A 19,187-nucleotide genomic window follows, 5' to 3' on the forward strand; every position below is an offset into this window, starting at 1 on the left:
GTCAATAGACGCCAACCGGTGTCAGGGCTGGTTTCACCCAGTAAACCGATTACGCCTTACGCGGAATACGAGAGTTAGCGTAGGGTGGATGCCGCCAGGCGACCCATCCATCCACCGCCACCAAGAGCCATAAGCTCAAACCTTCGCACCAAACCCGCAGAAACTCCGACTCGTGTCCGTTCCAAAATGGCGGAACCCGAAGAGACGGTTCCGCCCTACGCGGGCTGCAGAAACTCCGCGTCGTGTCCATTCCGAAACGGTGAAACCCAAAATGCGCTTCCGCCTTACGTGGCTAGCGCAGCTTTCCCAACACCGGGATCTCTCAACGCTTCAATGAGTTCAGAAAAGTTGGCAGCCGAATTTATAGCCTTTTTTAGCTCGACAATATCACCTCTAGTTTCCCAGCCATGCTTGGACTTAAACGAGGAAAATATACGTTTCCTAACTTCATCAAGTGACATTTCTGCTGGCTCCCCATCAAACACCGGCTCGACCCTAATTCTTTGATTTAAAAAAATATTAAACCCCCAAAACGGGCCGACACCATGCAATTTTTTCGCTCCGACAATATGATACGAAACACCATTGCTATCAACTAAGAGTATATTGTCGAATAGTCCATTCTTTAAGCCAGCGGTTGTGGTAGTTGTGAGCATATCCATACTATCTCTAACCCTAATTATTTTTCGGTCGAATAGAAGAACTGGAAATTTAATCGCATTCACAATTACCGCCCCCTCTGGCAGCGTTAGCGCCCCGTCCAGCAGTAGAACCGGCAAGCGCCTTGGCCCCAGTCGGTGTACCATTCCAAAGTCGTTCAGCAGCATTCATTTCGCCCCAGCCATGAAGACCTTCATGAAACTCTCTACTGGGCATGGGCATCAAATTCCAAGGCTGATTCTTTATGGCATTCGGGACGTTTTTGCCCCATCCGTTTTGCGGTATAAGCCAATGATGCATTTCCTGGCCCTTAAATTCTCGCCACCCCGTTTTTGTCAGCCATTTACTAGTAGCGCTCCAACTGTGACTACCAGTTTTGATGATCCCTTTACCCAAGGCGGTTGCGAGTGATTTAACTAAAAACACATCAGAAACTGCCATTGCTGTGTTGACAAGACCCCACCCCCAATTTCCACATTCAAAATCATGAATAGCCTGTTTTCCTGAGCCCCATATTGGAATAAGGCTTTCACCAAAGCCAGGAGCATCTACAAGCCCAAAAGCATCAAAATTATTTATCGGATCGTTTTGGACATATCCATATAGGTTTGATGCATTACCTAAGAACAATATTGGATCTTGGGCTATCCAACGTCCTAGCCGCGCATCATAGTCCCTAGCCCCAAACCTAACCAACCCCGTATCCCTGTCATAGATACCCCCAGCAAACCCGAACGGCTGAAACCCAGGATTGGTATCCAGTATCACCTTACCGAATTCGTCGTAATCCAGTTCCTGGGCGACGGTATTCGTAGCGACGTCGACGATGAGGCGCGGGCTACCCAGGTGGTCGGTCACGACGCGGTAGGCCACCCCGCCCTTGACGATGTAGTCCGGTACGTTGACACCGGTGGCGTAGACGAAGCGGGAGACGACGTTGCCGCTGCCGTCCAGCTCGGCTATGGGCTTTAGGGAATCCTGCCAGAGGAAGCCCTGCACCGACACACCGTTGACTTCCTTGCCGACGCGGCGGTTCTGCGCGTCCGTGACGTAGTCGATCTTGGCACCACCGGGCAGGTCGACGTGTTTCAGATTGCCCAGCACGTCGTATTGGTATTTGGTTACTGCCGTGCCGACCGTCTTGGCGGCCAGTTCGCCGTTGGCGGTATAGGCATAGGTCGCGCCAGCGTAGGAGAGCAAACGGTCCTGGTCGTCGTAAGTGCCGCTTTCGGTACCGGTCGGCGTGGTGCGGCTCAGGCGGTTGCCGTTGCTGTCGTAGGCGTAGCTGGATATCACGGCTCCATCTTTCTTGACCTCGATCAGACGGCCGGCCGTGTCGTAGTCGTATCCATAGGTATGGCTGACCAAGCCGACCGTTTCTTTCTTCTGGGTAATACGCCCCAGCTTGTCGCGGGTATATTCCTCCTTGAGCAAACCGGTCGCACCGTACTTGGCATCGTAGGTCGTCACCTCGCCGAAGCTGTTGTAGGCGAAGCTGTCGGTCACCGTGCCCAGTGCGGTGCCGGTCAGCAAGCCGTTTTGTGCATTGCGGCTGAGGCTAAGCGCGCCGGCCTTGGTCAGCAATCCGTCGCCGTCGTACTGGTAGTTGATGACGTCGCCGCCATTCAAACCCACCGAAGCCAGGCGCAAATCGTTGTCGTAGCTGTATTCGACCGAACCGGACACGCTGCCCGACCACGTCGTCTTGCTCAGCAAGGAGCCGGTGTAGGCGTAGTCCAGCCGGCCAGCATCGGGCGCGGTAATGCTCGCCAGCTTGCCGGTCGCACCGTCGTAAGCGAAATCGAAATGGCCGTCGGGTATCGTCAGCCGGTTGAGCCGGCCGCCGCCGTCGTAGCCGTAGTCCAGCGTATGGCCGTCCGGACGGGTGATGCGGGTGAGTTGCTGATCGAGGTTGTAGTCGTAGACCGTGTGGTTGGTGCCCGCGCCAACGTCCGGCGGCGTGTATTCGTCGTTGAGATCGACGGCCGTGTAGCGGAACTCGTGCGCCGGCCGACCGGGCGGGGTCAGCGATTTTAGGTTGCCGTTTTGGTCGTAGCTGAAGACGATCTCGCGCAGATCGGGCAAGATCTGCTTGGTCACCCGGCCGGACAGGTCGTATTCGAAACTGACTTTGCGCCCCAGCGGGTCGGTGGCCGATTCCAGATAACCGAGGGCGTTGTAGGCATAACCCAGCGTGCGTTGGTCGGTCCCCGTGCCCTGGCTTACGGACGCGAGCCGGCCACGCGCGTCATAATTGTTGGCCACCGGCAAAATGCCGGTCACCTGCGTCTGCGTCGTCCGACCGAGCGCGTCCAGCACCGTCTTGCTTTGCCGTCCGACCGGCGAGGTCGTGGTGAGGGTCTTGGTCGCCGCGGCGTAGGCGCTGGAATAGCTACGACCGTTGAGCGTGGTGGTCTGCGTCAGGCTGGTCAGGCTGAACGGGTCGGCAGGATCGCTCAGGGTCGCCGTCTGCTGCGTGGTGGAACTCAGCGTCAGGCCGCCGGTCGTGAGCTGCACGCTGCCCGGATAACGGGCGGATTCGAAGCGCGGATCGGTGGCTTCGACGGTACTCACCCTGCTGCCGTCCGGCTGCTCCACGGTGGTAGCGCCGTCGGCGGCAATGTCGCGCTTTTCCCAGGTGCCGTCGGGGTAGGTGCGCATGCGCTTTTGCCCGCCGTTGGGCTGCGTCTCCGTGTGATAAAGCGTGCTGCGGCCCAGCGCGGTAGTGCGCCTCACGTCGAAACCGCCGCTGAACTCCGTCAAGGCCAGAGTCTGGTAACCGCCGGCGGCATTCTGGTCCTTCAGCAGACGGCCGTTGGCGTCGTAGGTAAAAGTCGAGGCGTTGCCCCGCGGATTGCGGAACTCGGTCAGCAGACCGGACTCCGTGTACGCCATGTTGAAGGTCTCACCCAGCGGGTTCCTGGCGCTAGCCAAATAGCCGTGGGCGTCAAAAGTCACATCAGTCCGCTGGCCGTAGGGTCCGACGATGCCCTGCAACACGCCCGTGGCCGACCGCTCCAGGGTGGTGACGTTGCCGTTAGCATCGCTCACCTGGGTCAGCCGCCCTTCGCCGTCGTAGCCGAAGCTCAACAGCGTGGCTCCGGTCAAGGTATTCAGCGTGGACAGATGTCGGCCGTTCTGATCGAAACGGTAGAGCAAGCCGCCGTCTTCCGAGGCGATGGCCAGATCGCCGCCGTCGAAGCCCGGTAAAGCCTTGGTGACGTGGAGAATCTGGTTGGCGTTCTCGCGAGCGATGTATAGGCCGCCATCCGGCGCGAAGGTGATGGAGCGCGGATATTCCACCGGCGACTGGGTGGCGAACGCGCCTTTCTTGGCGGCGTTGCTGCTGCCGTTGCCGGCCGCGGTGGTGATGCGGCCTTCCGAACCCACGCAACGCACGCGATGGTTGGAGAAGTCCGACACACACACCGCGCCGCCGCGGGTGATGGTCAGGCCGCGCAGCACACCCAGGCTAGCACCGAGCGCGGGACCACCGTCACCGGCATAGCCGATGGTGCCGTTGCCTGCGAAGGTCGAGATGCGCCCGTCATTGCCGATGCGGCGGATGCGGGCATTGCCGCTGTCGGCGAAATACACCACGCCTTTCTCGTCGAGCGCGATGCCGCGCGGCGCACTGACCCGGGCATTGCCGGCGAAGGCGCCGTCGCCACTGAAACCCGCCGTGCCGTCGCCGGCCAGCGTCGTGACGATGCCGTCGGTGCCGACCACGCGGATGCGGTGGTTGCCGGTATCGCTGATGTAAAGCGTGCCGTCGGGCGCCACGGCGAGATTTTCCACACCGTCGAAGCTGGCCGAAGTCGCCGGTCCGCCGTCGCCGGCATAGCCTTTGACGCCGTTGCCGGCCACCGTCTTGATCACGCCATCGGGGCCGATCTTCCGCACCCGGTAGTTGAGGAAATCGGCAATGTAGATGGATCCGTCGGTTCCTATCGTCAGCCCGCGCGGGAAGCGGAATCGGGCGTTCTTCGCCTGGCCGCCGTCGCCGCCGAAACCGAACACGCCGTCGCCGGCTATCGTGGCGATCTTGCCGTCCGGGCCAATCTTGCGAATGCGGTTGTTGCCGCTATCACTGATATAAAGGCTGCCGTCCGGACCTGCGGCCACTTCGCGCGGGAAATTGAAGGTGGCCGCAGTCGCGACTCCGTTGTCCCCGGAATAGCCCTTGGCGCCGGAACCTGCGGCGATTTCGACCACCGGGGCCTTGTAATCTTCGGCGCGGATCGAGCCATCGCCCAGGTACAGCTTCTTGCCGGCTGGGTCGTACGAATGGTGCACGCTCAGCGTCCAGCCGCCCATGGTTTGCTTGGAAGCATCCCAGGTATTGAGCTTGGTTTCGCTCTCCTTCCAGAGCGTGACTTCTTGGCGGGCTCGGCTGCCTTCGATAGGAACGCCGGACAAACGACCGAAGGATTGCTGGAAGCCGCCAGCAGCCGCGTAATAGACGGCGTCGTAGACGTAGCCTACGCGTATTTGCGCGTTGTGACTCCCTTGCAGTTCCTGGCCGTAAGCATTCAGGCCATCCCAATCAAACTTCACCTTCTTGTTACCGGTGGGCAACACGCTTTGCGTGAGTTGTCGGCCCGCCACGGTGACCTGGTATTCGATGCGTTTGAGGCTGGGCGGCAGGACTTTGTCGTTGACCGAAACCACCAGCGATTTGCCACCGGTCCGCCCCGGTACGCGGCTGCTGCGGTAACTCAGAGCATAGGGCGTTCCAGTCAAGGGCAAGGTTTCGCCCAAGACCTGCGTCTGGCATTCGACGATGGAACCACTGGAGCAGTCCGGAGGCGGACCATCATCACCCGGATTGCCGTTGCCACCGGACGTGTCGCCCGGAGGCGCGGCATCGCCCGGCGGGCCGTAGGGCCAGTTGCAGTCCCACGGCGTGAAATGCTTGACCTGCACGCGCCAGAGGCTCTTGCCGGCCGGATAAAGTCCGGCGAGCTTAACCCGCTCGGCGTCGGTGATACCCAGGGCCGGGTTGTTGTCGGCATTCCCATCGCCGTCGGTATCCAGTTCTGCCTTACCCGCCTGGATGCTGACGATCTTGACGATGCGACCGTTGTCTGACGGTATCCAGGCCGCCTTGTCCTTGTCGAAGTACCCCACCGGCACGTCCAGCCCGACCGGAAAGCCCAGGAAGTTGTCGACGTAGAAAGGCACCGGCTGGTTGAAATCGACCGTTTTGGCGCCGACCTGCTGGGCTTCGTCGACGCTCAGCTCCATGGCATAGGTGTAGCCGCTGGTCGGCGGCAAGGCGCCCGGCATCGTCGCAGGCCCATTGCTGCCCACGGTGTACTCGGTCGAGCGGACGTGCAGGCCGGACAGCGGCTGTTCCGACCCGTCCTGCAAAGTAACGGTCGCCTGAGTGCCCGTCGGGAACAATGCCGTGGTGCGCCGGGTGCCGTCGCTGTCGCTGACGGAGTTGCCTTGGGCCACTTGCATCGGCTGATTGGCTGCCAAACTGACGGTCGTCACCTTGCTGTCGACGGGCAGCAGGACGACATCCTCGCTCAAGGCGAAATCCTGCCAGGGCACATCGATCATCCTCTGTGCAGGAAGGTAACCGGTCAGGTTGAAATTAACCGCAACATAGCCGCCGCCGTTGACCGCAAGATCAAACTGGCCGTCAGCGCGCGTCTTGGTCTGGCCGAACTCGGGATGATCCTTGACGGTGATGACCACACCGGCCAACGGACCGTTGGCCTTGTTCAAAACCCGGCCGCGTATGACCGCTGCCCGTTTGGGTTCTATGGTGCCCTCCGCGACCCCGGTCTGTATGGGCACCGCGCCTTTATATAGAAACTCCGTCGCCTGATGGGTGGAGATGGCTTCCGGATTGGCGATGACCGTCGCGACCGTTTCCGGTTTGGGCGGCAGGCCGTTTTCCGGTCCGAGCGAAAGCTTGAGATCGATCGCCGCCCCGAGCTCGGCGGTCGCGCTGGCCGACGGCGTCTGGCTGATGACCACGCCCTCCGCAACCGTGGTGCTGTGCTGGAAGCTCAGCGCGCCGAGTCGCAGCTTCGCCTGTATTATCACCGCCTCCGCCTGGTCGCGGCTCTTGCCGACCACAGCCGGTACCGTGCTGACCGTGGAAACAGTGCTGACGGCGACCGAAAAACTTTGCACCGCGGTGCCGCCCTTACCGTCGCTGACCTTCACACTGACGGCTTGATCGGCGGCCTGTGCCTCGCCCGGCGTCCAGCTTATGAGTCCGCTACTGGCATTGATGGCCATACCGTTCGGCGCTGCGGTCAGGGCATACGTCAGAACGTCGCCGTCGCCGTCGACTGCGTCGACGTCATAGGCATAGACCTGCCCGACGAATGCGTTGACCGTCGGCTGCGTGGCGATTTGCGGTGCCGTGTTATCGGCGGCCCGCACTACGACGGTCGCCGGGGCACTGGATTGGCCGTCCTTGACGATCAACTGGGCGATGTAGTCGCCGACGACGTCGGGCACCAATCCGGCGGAAACCGTGCTGCCCCCGGTCAGCTGGACTGCGCTGCCCGGAGGCTGGTACAGCAGGCTCCATTGATGGCTCAGCGCATCGTTGTCGGCATCGCGCGAGGCGGCCCCGCTGAAACTGAGCGCCTGCCCCGGAACAGCGGACTGAGGGCCGCGCGGGTCGGCCACCGGGCGGGAATTGTCTGTCCGTATCGTGACGCTGTCGGCCGCACTGTTCTTCTGCCCGTCCGACACAACCAGCGACGCCCGGTATTCGCCGGCCTTATCAACGGTAAAGCTCGGATTGACTTGGTTAGCGCCGGCCAATGTCGCCGCGCTGCCCTGCGGCTTGGCAGCCAGGGTCCAGGCATAAACGAGCAAATCGCCGTTGGCGTCGCTGGAAGAGCTGCCGTCGAGGTGCACCAGTCCGTCCAGAACCACCGTTTGATCGTCACCCGCCGAGGCCACCGGCGGGACGTTACCCGTGCTGAGCAACACGGTATCGTCGCGGCGGGCAGTGCCGTCGCTGACCGTAAGTTTTACGGTGTAGTCTCCTGGCAGGTCGGTGCTCAACTTGGGCCGCGGCGCCGTCGGGGCAGCCAAAGCCGCGCCGCTACCGGCTGGTTTGTCCAGCAGGGTCCAGGAATAACGGAGCGGATCGCCGTCCGCGTCCGTGGAGCCGACACCACTCAGGGCGACGTCGCCCAATTGCGTCAGCACCTGGTCCGGACCGGCGTGGGCGACGGGGCAGTGGTTTTTCAGTTTGGGTGTCAGGCCACTGGGTCCCAGAGGCTTGAACAAGAGTTGGCGGAAGCGCGCGAGGTCCGGCGTGCTGACCGCCCCATCACCGTCGAAATCGGCATCCGCGCTGTTTTTGGTGAACAAAACCTTACGGAACAGCGCAAGATCAGGCGTGCTGACGACGCCATTGTTGTCCAGGTCGCCGTCGCAAAGGTTGCCGTAACCGTCGCAGTCGGTGTCCCGCTGGTCGGGATTCGCGACCAGCGTACAGTTGTCGGCCGTATCGGCCACCCCGTCGTTATCCAGGTCGCCCGTCGCCGCGTAAGCAGACGACTGTATGGCCAGCAACACTACGACACCCAACAACCGAATTAGATACGCAACCATGCCAAGACCCTCCGAGGCCTTATATTCGGATATCGAAACTGTCCACGTCTGAAAATGGGTTAACGATGGGCTGCCGGGCATACCCATTTGCCGGGCAAATAGGTATGCCTGCGGCTATCCATCGCCGCGATCAGGATTTACGTCGCATTTTGAAGAACGTCATGCCGACCCCGGACGCCAACAAGGTCAAACCCGGCGGCAGGGGAACGACCTGCACCGAGCTGGCGGCATAGATTGTATCGATTTCGTCCCCCAGCGAGGTCAGCCACGGCGCGGCGAAATCGGAAGGCGCGAGACTTAGCGGGCTAATGCCCGCACCGATCGCGGTAAACGCCAATTCCGCGATGGCGAAGCGCCCGTTATGCTCGGTCAATATCGAAGATACCAGTACGCTGTCGACCACACCGCGACGGTTGTCGACGGCATTGACCTGCTTCTGGAAGTCGAAGGCGCTATGCTGGAAACTCACCGAATCCAGCCGGAGTATGGCCGGGTCGAAAAACAAATTGACCCCGCCGCCTATCGTCGAACGGTCAAAACCGCGCCCAACTAAAGTGGCTGTAAATACTTCTCCAACTGCCAACCCTTCACCGGGTTTCGCCGCGTCTGGTAACTCCAACTCGATTACGGCGGCCTGCGCGGCAGGCATCGCGGCAATTCCGCCCAGCAAGAACGTGACGGCACAGAAAATCCGGAATCTGCGACTCAAATTCATACCCGATACTCCTATTTAGTTTCCTTATAGTTCGAAATAATTCCTTACCATCCTGAAAACGGACGGCCGCCGGAAACGGACTTCCCCAACGGCTATGATATTGCCAAGAAACGTTTTAGCAAAAGCCGGACCAGCAAGAGCAAGTACTTGAAAAACTTGGTATCGACCACATCCCGCTTATGCCTAAGTATCTACACTGTAAAATCGGCCGACACCGGGACATATAAGACTATTTCGTAAATGTTAATTATACGAGGGGCAAAGGTTTATCTTTCAACCAGTTACTTAAGAACGGCACGTCGCCGCTATAAGCCCGTATTTGTTTGATACCCTGGTTTAACTAATAAAAAAGCGTATAGCGGAAACATAAAAGCCGCGGCATAACACCCAGCCCCCTCTCCGAAGACGACGCATAGGGGGCAATCGCATAACCCAGTATCAAGGACTTATCGGTCCTTCCCCCGAGTTGAGATCAAGCGGCGGGCAGGTGTAAGAAAAACCGACAGCAACGAGGCCCGTCCGATCTGGTGACGGTACAAATCAGGCCGGTGACTATTTCTGTCGAGGGCCTCTCCCGGCTGTGGAATCGGCTCGCTCCCCCAAACTCAGTCGTCCGGGCGACCGGCCTGCCACCCCGCAAGTTTTCCATTGAGGTAGCGACTGACCCTCAAGGAGTCGAGGTCCTCGAACCCGACGTCGAGACGCATGATTCTGACGAAATCGAACTGCCCGGCGGGAATCACGGAACCATCGCAAACCACGTATCTGATCGATCCAGCGCCCAGCACACCTTGGCGGAGAGAACTTCCGTCAGCGAAATAAGGAGATTCTTGGCCCACGAATAGGCCGAGGATGGGAGTCGGCGGATCGTCCTAGGGGAGTTGATCGAAGCCGGTGCTAAATCGCTCACACCCGGCGAGCCAGACTTTTTGACGCAGCCGCTCGAGACGCTCGATCAACGGAACGACCAGTTCGTTCGCGTGCGGGCCGTAATGCGTGGGCACCAGCCAGAGTCCGGGCAGCTTGCTTTCCAGCCGCCGAAGAAATGCCCGTGCGAACGTTTCGCTCACCCCGCACACGCCGGAAAAATCCAGTTCCACCCAGCACTGCGACTCGGGTTCCAGGGCCTGTACTATGCGGACGGCCAACTGGGCATCATCCAGGCTCGCCGAGCGCGGGTCGGCAAACTCGCGCAGCTTGATGCATTGCGGAATCATGGAATCACCGGCGAGCGCACAAGCTCAACACCCCCTGCAACAACGCCAGCGGCGTCGGTGGGCAACCCGGGATGGTCAGATCCACCGGAATGACGTTGCCGACCGCGCCGCAACTGGCGTAGGACACGCCGAATTCGCCGCCGCAGGCGCCGCAGTCGCCCACCGCGATGACCCACTTGGGATCGGGCGTGGCCTCGTAGGTACGCTTCAGGGCCGTCTCCATGTGCCGCGAGACCGGGCCGGTGACCATCAGGATGTCGGCATGGCGGGGCGAGGCGACGAAATGCACGCCGAAACGCTCGATGTCGTAATAAACGTTGTTGAGCGCGTGGATCTCCAGCTCGCAGCCATTGCAGGAGCCGGCGTCGACCTGCCGTATCGCCAGGCTGCCGCGGAAGCGCTTGTCGACGACGGTTTTGAGTTGCGCCCCGACCTGCTCGACCGCCTCGTCGCGCGCACGCGGCGGCAGCTTTTCGGTGAGTACGCCGGTTCTGAATATCTTGCCGTAGATGCTCAAAGGCATTCCTCTCAGAGGTCGTGGCCGGAATAGGAGCCGTTGACCGATTTGTTGCACACCGGGAAGTCGGGCACGATGTTGCCCAGCACCAGCTTTTCCAGGGCCGGCCAGTTGACGACGCTGGGATCGCGCGGCCAGTAGCGGTCTATCCGGCCTTCCCCGCCGAAACGGACGTAGCAGAGGATTTCGCCGCGCCAGCCTTCGACGGCGGCAAAGCCTTCCGCTCCCTCCGGCGGCGCCAGCCAGGGCGCGGCAATCGCGCCCGCGGGCAAGCTTTCGAGCAACTGTTCCAGCAGGCGCAAGGCGACGCGCAATTCCTTGTAGCGCACCCAGAAACGCGAGGCGACATCGCCCTGCACTTCGACCGGAACCCGCAGGTTCAATCGGTCGTAGGGTGCATAGGGGGCATCCTTGCGCACGTCGAAAGTCTGTCCGCTGGCGCGCCCGACGAAACCCAATGCGCCCAGTTCTGCGGCCAGTTCGACGCTGAACGCGCCGGCGCCGAGGAAACGGTCTTCCAGCGAGGAGTTGCCGTCGAGCAGGGTCAGCAACTCGTCCAGTTCGGCCCGCAGGGCGACGATGGAATAACGCATGCTCGTCGCCACATCCGGCAGGACGTCGACGGTCACGCCGCCCGGCACGATGCGATCCATCAGCAGGCGATGGCCGAACCATTGCTGGTTTTCCCTCAACCACAGTTCCCGGAGACGGCCGAGCTGGTAGTAGCCGAAAGCGAAGCCGACGTCGTTGCAGAGAGCGCCCAGATCCCACAAGTGATTGACAACCCGTTCGCGCTCGGCCAGGAGGGCGCGCAACCAGGTTGCCCGCTCGGGAATGGCCATCCCTGCCGCGCACTCCATCGCCAAACAGGCGGCGTAGGCATGTCCGACCGTGGTATCGCCCGACACCCGTCCCGCCAGCCGGGCCAGGCCCGCCGCATCGCGGCCTTCGGCGATTTTTTCCACGCCCTTGTGCACGTAGCCCAGCCGCTCTTCGAGATTCAGCACGGTCTCGCCCACCGCCTGGAAGCGGAAATGGCCGGGTTCTATGATGCCGGCGTGCACCGGCCCCACGGGGATCTCGTAGACGCTGGGGCCTTGCGCCTGGAGAAAGGGGTAATCCTTGTCCGCTGGCGTGCTCTCGGGCGGGCGGCCCACGGCCGGAAAACTTTTGCGCAGGGGAAAGCTGCGTTCGTCCCAGGCCTGGTGGCGCACCCAGCGGCGCTCGTCGTGATGTCCTTCGAAACGGATGCCGTAGAGATCACGGATAGCCCGCTCGGGACGGTCGGCCGCCCAGAAATAAGAGGCCTGGGAAGGCAGGCTCGCGTGGGCCGGATCGAGCACGGTGCGAACTATCAGATAACCGCCATCTTTCTGCAGGCAGGCGCTGACCCGCAATTCGGGACCCAAGTCCTCCGCCCACACGCCTGCCCAGCGCCAGCCTTCGGCCTTGGCGATCTGCGCCGCCCGTCGCCAATCGGCCGCGGCGATATGGGCAACTTCGGCCGGCGGCAGCTGGCTGGGTTCGACCGACCGTAGTTCGAGGCCCCGTTCGGCGAAGCGTGCCAAAGTCTCAAGCGTCTGGTCGCCGGTCTCGTTCATTGCGGCAAACTCCCGGAGATCAGCTGGGTCGCCTGGTTGAACCAATTGCCCAGGAAGGAAGGAATGGCCAGGCCCAGCCAAAGCACCAAGACCAGGTGCAGGGCGACCGGCTTGAGGTTGGCCTTGATGGCTTTCTGGCCTTCGGGCACGTCGCCGTAGACCATGGGCTGGATGTGGCGGAACAGGCCGGCGAAAGCCAGGCCTATGCCCAGCAGCAACAGAGGCGTCAGCCAGGGATAGTCATGCATGGTGGCGACCAGCACCAGGAATTCGCTGGCGAACACGCCGAAGGGCGGAAAGCCGGCGATGGCCACGGTGCCTACAAGCAAGCCCCAGCCTATGGCCGGCTGGGTCAGGATCAGGCCGCGGATCTTTTCCATGCGCTGGGTCCCGGCCAGTTGGGCGGCATGCCCGACGGTGACGAAGATGGCCGACTTGGTCAGCGCATGGGTGGTCATGTGGAACAGCGCGGCGAAAGTCGCCCAGGGGCCACCGACGCCGAAGGCGAAGGTCATCAGCCCCATGTGCTCGATGGACGAATAGCTGAACAGCCGCTTGATGTCGGTCTGGCGGTGCAGAAACAGCGCCGCCACCAGGAAGGACAGCAGGCCGAAGCCCATCATCAGGTTGCCCGCCAGATGCGTGCCTAGGGAGCCGTCGACCAGCATCTTGCTGCGCACCACCGCGTAGAGCGCGTCGTTGAGCAGTAAACCGGACAGGATGGCGGACATCGGGGTGGGGCCTTCGGAATGGGCGTCCGGCAGCCATTGATGCAGCGGAACCAGGCCGATCTTGGTGCCGTAGCCCACCAACAAGAAGACGAAGGCCAGGCTGAGGATGGCGGGATCGAGTTCGGCCGCATGATCGTGCAACACCGTCCACAGCAGCCCTTCCCCGCCCACGCCCAGTTTTTGCTCGGCGGCGAAATAAAGCAGCACTGTGCCGAACAAGGCCTGGGCGATGCCCACGCCGCACAGGATGAAATATTTCCAGGCCGCTTCTATCGATTCCGGCGTGCGGTAAAGGCTCACCAGCAGCACCGTCGCCAGCGTCGCGCCCTCCATCGCCACCCACATCACGCCCATGTTATTGGTGGTCAGCACCAGATACATGGCCAGCATGAAGCCCTGGTACATGGTGTAGTAAAGCTTCAGGCGCGCCGGACTGACCCGGCCGATCGCCTGCTCGTGCGCCATGTAGGGGCCGGAAAAGACGGACGTGGTCAGGCCGACGAAAGCCGTCAGGACCACCAGATAGACGTTGAAGCTGTCGACGTAAAGCATGTGCCCCGTCGACAGCACGGGACCATGCAGCAGCACGTCGACCGCGAGCCAGACCGAGGCCGCCAGGGCCAGCGCGTTGCAGCGGATATTGAAAACCCCCGCCTGCAGATTGCCGCCGCGGAAGGCCAGCAGGGCCATGCCGGCGATGGGCACGGCGAGCAGCAGATAGACGCCCGTCATCGCTCCACCTCGCTGAGCTTGCTGAGCTGGTCCACGTTCAGCGAGTCGATGCTGGCGCTGATCTGGAAGAAGAACACGCCGAACACCACCGCGGCGACCAGCACGTCGAAGGCCACGCCCAGCTCGACCACCATGGGCATGCCGTAGGTGGACACGACGGCGGCGAAGAACAGACCGTTCTCGATGGACATGAAGCCCACCACGTGGGCGACCGCCTGCCGCCGGGTGATCATCAGCAGCATGCCCAGCAGGACCACCGCCAGACTCACGGCGATGGCGTTGAGCGTCACCAGGGGCGAATGGGCGACCACCGGCAGGGACACGTAGTAGCTGAACACCACCAGCGAGGCGCCGCCCAACATCACCCGGGCCGGATGGGCGATGGTGTCCATCACCCGGTGCAAGCCCAGCCGGTGGATCAGCCGATACAGCAGCAGCGGCAGGATGATCCCTTTCAGCACCAGGCTCAACAGCGCCGACACATAGAGATGGGGATAATTCAGCACGCCGGCAGCCAAGGCCGTGGCCGCCGCGAGCAACCAGCCCTGCACGGCGAATACCAAGACCAGCCGCACCAGGCGCGATTGGCCCAGCATCAAAAAGGAGGTCAGGGCGATCAGTCCGGCCAGCAGCAATATGGCCTGGCCGTAAAGATCGAGATCAATGATGGACACGGGCCGCCTCCAGGATGATGTGGCTCAGCATGCCCAGCACGCTGAGGAGATAGGCGAAGCTGAGATATTCCTGCACCCGGAAGATGCGCATCTTGGCGAATACCGTTTCGGACAAGGCCAGGACCACGGCCAATGCGGCCAGCTTGCCCAGCACCACGGCCACTCCCAGCCCCAGCGCCTGCGGGGAAAAGTCCTGGGCGATGCCCCAAGGGAAGAAGATGTTGGCGATGAGCACGCCGTAGAGCATGAGCTTGATCTGGCTGGCCCATTCGATGAGCGCCAGCCAGCGGCCGCTGTATTCCAGGATCATGGCCTCGTGGATCATGGTCAGTTCGAGATGGGTGGCCGGGTTGTCCACGGGAATGCGCCCGGTTTCGGCGATGGCCACCAGCATCAGGCCCGCGATGGCGAAGACGAATGAAGGCCGCAGCACCAGCCCGGTGTCCAGCACATAGTTCATGGCCTGGGACAGATTGGTGGTATGTGCGCTCATCGCCAGGGTGAACACCGCCATCAGCATGGCCGGTTCGGCCAGCGAAGAGATGGTCATCTCGCGCGAGGAGCCCATGCCGCCGAAGGCCGTGCCGATGTCCATGCCCGCCAGCACCTGGAAGGTCCGTCCGAGCGCGAAGAAGCCCACCAGCACGATGACGTCGGCGATACGCGCGGTCGGCAGATCGACCGCCACCAGCGGGACGATGGCCGCCGCCAACACGGTGGACGCGAACACGATGTAGGGCGCGGCGCGGAATATCCAGGAAGCCGGATGCGGAACGATGGGCTGCTTGCGGTACAGCTTGAGCAGGTCCCGGTAAGGCTGGAACAGAGAAGGCGGCTTGCGGTTCTGCAAGCGGCATTTGACGCGCTTGATCCAGCCGGCCAGCAGCGGAGCGGCGGCGACGAAGAGCAGGGTTTGCAGGAACGCAAGCAGCCAGGGCATCAGCTGATCACCCAAAGGAGAAAGACCAGGGTAAAAAAGGAATAAGCCAGATAGGTGCGAATATTCCCGGTTTGCAGCCGCCCCACTTCGCGGGCCAGGCGGTTGACGGCATGCCCCACCGGTTCGTACAGCCAGCGCCAGAAGCGGTCGAGCACCTGGAAGTGATAGCGCTGGGACAACACCCGCGTGTCGCCCGCCCCTCCCCGGATCTCTTCGAGGTTTTCGCGCACATCGAACACCGGATTGAAAATGCGCCGAATGGGCATACTGAAAGCGCCCGAGGTGTATTGCATGCGCGGCGTCAGGCCGCCGAAACCGCAATCCCAGGGCTCGGCCTGGCGCGGCTCCAGGCCGCTGCGGCGATACAGGACGTGGTAGCAGACCCAGCCCACCGCCAGGATCCCGAGTAGAACCAGGGCCGGCGCGTAGGACGCCACTTCGGGCGACACGGGCGTCAACCATAGCCAGCCCAGCGCGGACAGGCTGGGCAGGGTGAATCCGGTCAACTGCCCGGTCACCGCACCGACACCGTTGATGAGTGGCCCGGGCAGCACGCCGAACAGCACGCAGGCCATGGCGAGCAGGGCGGGCCCTGCCAGCATGCCGCGATGGCTCACCTCGTGGGCATGAGCGACATGGTGCGAACGGGGCAGCCCCAGAAAGGCCACGCCGTAGACCTTGACGAAACAGGTGGCAGCCAGCGCCGAGGTCAGGGCCAGCACGGCGCTGGCGGCGGGTATCAGGCTGCGCAGCACCCCGCTCTGCAGCGTGCCGGCCTGCAGCGCGGTCTGGAAGATCAGCCATTCCGAAACGAAGCCGTTCAGGGGCGGCAAGGCGGCGATGCTGAGGGTGCCGACCAGGAAGATGCCCGCCAGCTTGGGCATGCGATGGATCAGCCCACCCATGGCCTCCAGGCTGTGCTCGTGGGTTTGATGCAGGATGGCGCCCGCCCCCAGGAACAACAGGCTCTTGAACAAGGCATGGTTGAAGGCATGCAACAGCGCCGCCACCAGGGCCAGGGCGCCCAGTTCGTTTTGGCCGTTGCTGAGGAAAATCAGGGACAGTCCCAGGGCCACGAACACGATGCCGAGGTTCTCCACCGAGGAATAGGCCAACAGACGCTTCAGGTTCTGCTGCTGCAAGGCATACAAAATGCCCAGCACGGCCGAGGCCGAACCGATCACCAGCACCAGCACGCCCCATTGCCAGAGGATCTGGTCCAGGAGATCGAAGGTAAAGCGAATGAAGCCGTAAACCGCGATCTTCAGCATCACCCCGCTCATCAGCGCGGAGATATGCGAGGGCGCGACCGGGTGGGCTTCCGGCAGCCAGGCGTGGATGGGCACCAGCCCGGCCTTCATGCCGAAGCCGAGCAGGCCCAGCACGAAGGCCGCGCTGGCCCACAGCGGACTCAAACGGGCCCCGCGCAAGGCATCGAAGCTCAATCCGCCGGCGAATCCGGCGACGACACCGAAACCCAAAATGATGGCGATGGCACCGATCTCGGCCATCAGCAGATAGAGGAATGCGGCCCGCCGGTTGGCGGCATGCTCGTGCTGGTAGGCGACCAGGAAGTAGCTGGCGACCGACATCAGCTCCCAGGCGATCATAAAGAAAAACGCATCGTCCGCCAGCAGCACCAGTTCCATGCCGGCGACGAACAGACCGGTGAACAACCCCAGCACGGCGAAGGCGTGTTTGCCGTGCTCGAACTCCTCCACATAGCCCGGTCCGTAAAGACTGACGGCGATCAGCGGCAGACCCAGCACGCAAAAGAAAAAGCCCGACAAGGCGTCGAGGCGGACATGCCAGCTCAGCCACGGCAAGCCTAAAGGCAGGGTGTCGGAGAGTATCCCGTCGCTCAGCAACGCGCCCAGGCCGGCCAGCAAGGCGCTGGTACCGGCGAGGCCCAGCAGGGCGAACACGCCCCGCCGGAGCCGGCCGGCATAGCCCGGCTCCGCGAACACACCGGCCCAAGGGGCCGACCGGCCAGGACCGCCCGGCCAGCACCGGCCGACGAGCCGCTCCAACTCCGCGCGCCCATGCACGGCGAGCGCCAGCAGACCCGACGACAAAGCGGCCAGCACGGACAGATAGGCGAAAAACAAGGACATCTCGGCTTCCGGCTTAGGCTTGCTGCTTGTTGATGCGGGCCGCCAGGACGTGGTCCGCGTAGGCTTCGTGTTCGCCCAGGCCGTGAATTTCGCAATGTCCGCCGCGGGCGATCCGGTCCTGCCGGTAATGCTCGATGAATTCCATGACCGTGTGGTCGATCAGATAGGCGTCGGACAAATCGAAAACCACCGTCTTGGCGGCCGGGAATTCGGCCAGTTGACTCTTGAGCGCGAGAAAATTGGAAAAAATGGCCGAGCCACTCACACGGATGACACAGGTGTTCGCGTCCCGGCGCTCAAGGTGGTAGGAAATGGTCAACAAATTGCGCAATGGAACGCCTCGCGCCACGTGGATCACCAGCTTGGCGGCGATGCCGATCAGCACCCCGGCCAGCAGATTGGTGGCCAGCACACCGACGATGGTGAGGACGAACAGGACGAGCTGTTCCTTGCCGAGATCCATCGTCCGCTCGAAAGCCTGCGGCGAGGCGAGGCGAAACCCGGTATAGACCAGCAGCGCGGCCAGCGAGGCCAGCGGTATCGTGTCGATCACATGCGGCAGGGCGATCACGAAGATCAGCAGGAAGGCCCCGTGGAAGAAATTGGCCCAGCCGGTCCTGGCGCCGGCATCGACGTTGGCGGAACTGCGCACGATTTCGGCGATCATCGGCAAACCGCCGATCAGCCCGGCTAGGGTATTGCCCACCCCCACCGCGGTCAGGTCGCGGTTCAGGTCGGAATAGCGCTGGTAGGGATCGAGTTTGTCCACCGCCGCCGTGCTCAGCAGGCTTTCCAGGCTACCCACCAGGGTGATCGCCAGCACGCTTTCCCAGAAGGCCAGGGTGAAGATCTTGGAGAAGTCCGGGAAATAGAAACTGGCCGCAATGCTGTCGGGAATGGTGACCAGAAAATCCGGGCCGACGATCAAGTCCTTGGGCACCATGAACGATTCGCCCGGCCGCAGGTGGTCCAGGCCGAAAACCTGCCCGAGGAACATGCCGGACGCGACGACCAGCAGCGGTGCCGGTATCTTCCTGAGCCAGGGCTGTTGGACTTTCGGCCAGGCGACCAGCACGCCCAGGCCCACCAGGGCGACGAAGGCGACTTCCGGTATGAAAAACGAAAGGCCGCGCGGGATGTCGGCGATGCTCGACAAGAGGCCGCCGCTGACGGTCTTCACGCCCGCCATCACCGGTATCTGCTTGGCCATGATGATGATGCCGATCGCGGCCAGCATGCCGTGTACCACCGAGGCGGGGAAAAATGCGGACAACCGGCCCGCCTTGTAATAGCCCAGGGCTATCTGCAGCACGCCGGATATGACGATGGCCGCCAGGGTGTAGCGGTAGCCGGCCATGGCATCGCCCTGCCCGAGCGACTGCACCGCCGCCAGGATCACCACGATCAGGCCGGCGGCAGGCCCCGTGATGGTGACATGGGAGCCGTTGATCCGGGACACCAGCAGTCCGCCGACGGCGGCGGTCAATATCCCGGCCATGGGCGGGAAGCCCGAGGCCACGGCCACCCCCAGACACAGGGGTAAGGCGATCAGAAACACCAGGAAACCGGCGGCAATATCCTTGCGCCAGTGGGCCTTCAGGCCTGTCAGCCCGGTTGCGGGCAGGGAATTCAAATTAACGGGGTGGTCCATCGGTTCTCCATCGAACGCTTCGAGTCAGTGATGGGCGGC

General features: G+C 62.3%; 11 protein-coding genes. All 11 read right to left on the bottom strand.

What is annotated here, in order from left to right; genetic code table 11:
- Positions 1-284 precede the first annotated feature (284 nt).
- Complete coding sequence (locus tag JWZ97_RS11335; protein ID WP_205429076.1) at positions 285-662, bottom strand: hypothetical protein; 378 nt, start codon at positions 660-662, stop codon at positions 285-287.
- A 49-nt stretch (positions 663-711) separates the two neighbouring features.
- Positions 712-8,256, bottom strand: a complete 7,545-nt coding sequence (locus tag JWZ97_RS11340) for a PKD domain-containing protein (RefSeq protein ID WP_205429084.1) — start codon at positions 8,254-8,256, stop codon at positions 712-714.
- A gap of 130 nt (positions 8,257-8,386) precedes the next feature.
- The gene (locus JWZ97_RS11345) at positions 8,387-8,971 is read right to left on the bottom strand and encodes a hypothetical protein (RefSeq protein WP_205429086.1); all 585 of its coding nucleotides are present in this window, start codon (positions 8,969-8,971) and stop codon (positions 8,387-8,389) included.
- Between the two features lie 872 nt (positions 8,972-9,843).
- Entirely contained in the window at positions 9,844-10,188 is a 345-nt protein-coding gene (locus JWZ97_RS11350; RefSeq protein WP_205429088.1) for a hypothetical protein, read from the bottom strand.
- Between the two features lie 4 nt (positions 10,189-10,192).
- Positions 10,193-10,705, bottom strand: a complete 513-nt coding sequence (locus JWZ97_RS11355; RefSeq protein ID WP_240342324.1) for an NADH-quinone oxidoreductase subunit B family protein — start codon at positions 10,703-10,705, stop codon at positions 10,193-10,195.
- 11 nt (positions 10,706-10,716) lie between these two features.
- Positions 10,717-12,306 carry an NADH-quinone oxidoreductase subunit C gene (locus JWZ97_RS11360; RefSeq protein WP_205429092.1) on the bottom strand — a complete coding sequence of 530 codons (1,590 nt, stop codon included), beginning with the start codon at positions 12,304-12,306 and terminating at the stop codon, positions 10,717-10,719.
- Positions 12,303-13,769, bottom strand: coding sequence for a hydrogenase 4 subunit F (locus tag JWZ97_RS11365; RefSeq protein ID WP_205429094.1), 1,467 nt, complete (start codon positions 13,767-13,769; stop codon positions 12,303-12,305). The genes JWZ97_RS11360 and JWZ97_RS11365 overlap by 4 nt, the downstream gene beginning before the upstream one ends.
- Positions 13,766-14,443, bottom strand: a complete 678-nt coding sequence (locus JWZ97_RS11370; RefSeq protein WP_205429096.1) for a formate hydrogenlyase — start codon at positions 14,441-14,443, stop codon at positions 13,766-13,768. Before JWZ97_RS11370 ends, JWZ97_RS11365 begins: the two co-directional genes overlap by 4 nt.
- Positions 14,430-15,383 (bottom strand): respiratory chain complex I subunit 1 family protein, encoded by a 954-nt coding sequence (locus tag JWZ97_RS11375; RefSeq protein ID WP_205429098.1) that lies wholly within the window; start codon positions 15,381-15,383, stop codon positions 14,430-14,432. The genes JWZ97_RS11370 and JWZ97_RS11375 overlap by 14 nt, the downstream gene beginning before the upstream one ends.
- The gene (gene hyfB / locus JWZ97_RS11380; RefSeq protein WP_205429100.1) at positions 15,383-17,497 is read right to left on the bottom strand and encodes a hydrogenase 4 subunit B; all 2,115 of its coding nucleotides are present in this window, start codon (positions 17,495-17,497) and stop codon (positions 15,383-15,385) included. Before hyfB ends, JWZ97_RS11375 begins: the two co-directional genes overlap by 1 nt.
- Before the next feature lie 13 nt (positions 17,498-17,510).
- Positions 17,511-19,148 (bottom strand): SulP family inorganic anion transporter, encoded by a 1,638-nt coding sequence (locus tag JWZ97_RS11385; protein ID WP_205429102.1) that lies wholly within the window; start codon positions 19,146-19,148, stop codon positions 17,511-17,513.
- Positions 19,149-19,187: the final 39 nt, after the last annotated feature.

This window comes from Methylococcus sp. EFPC2 (assembly GCF_016925495.1).
Taxonomy (GTDB): domain Bacteria; phylum Pseudomonadota; class Gammaproteobacteria; order Methylococcales; family Methylococcaceae; genus EFPC2.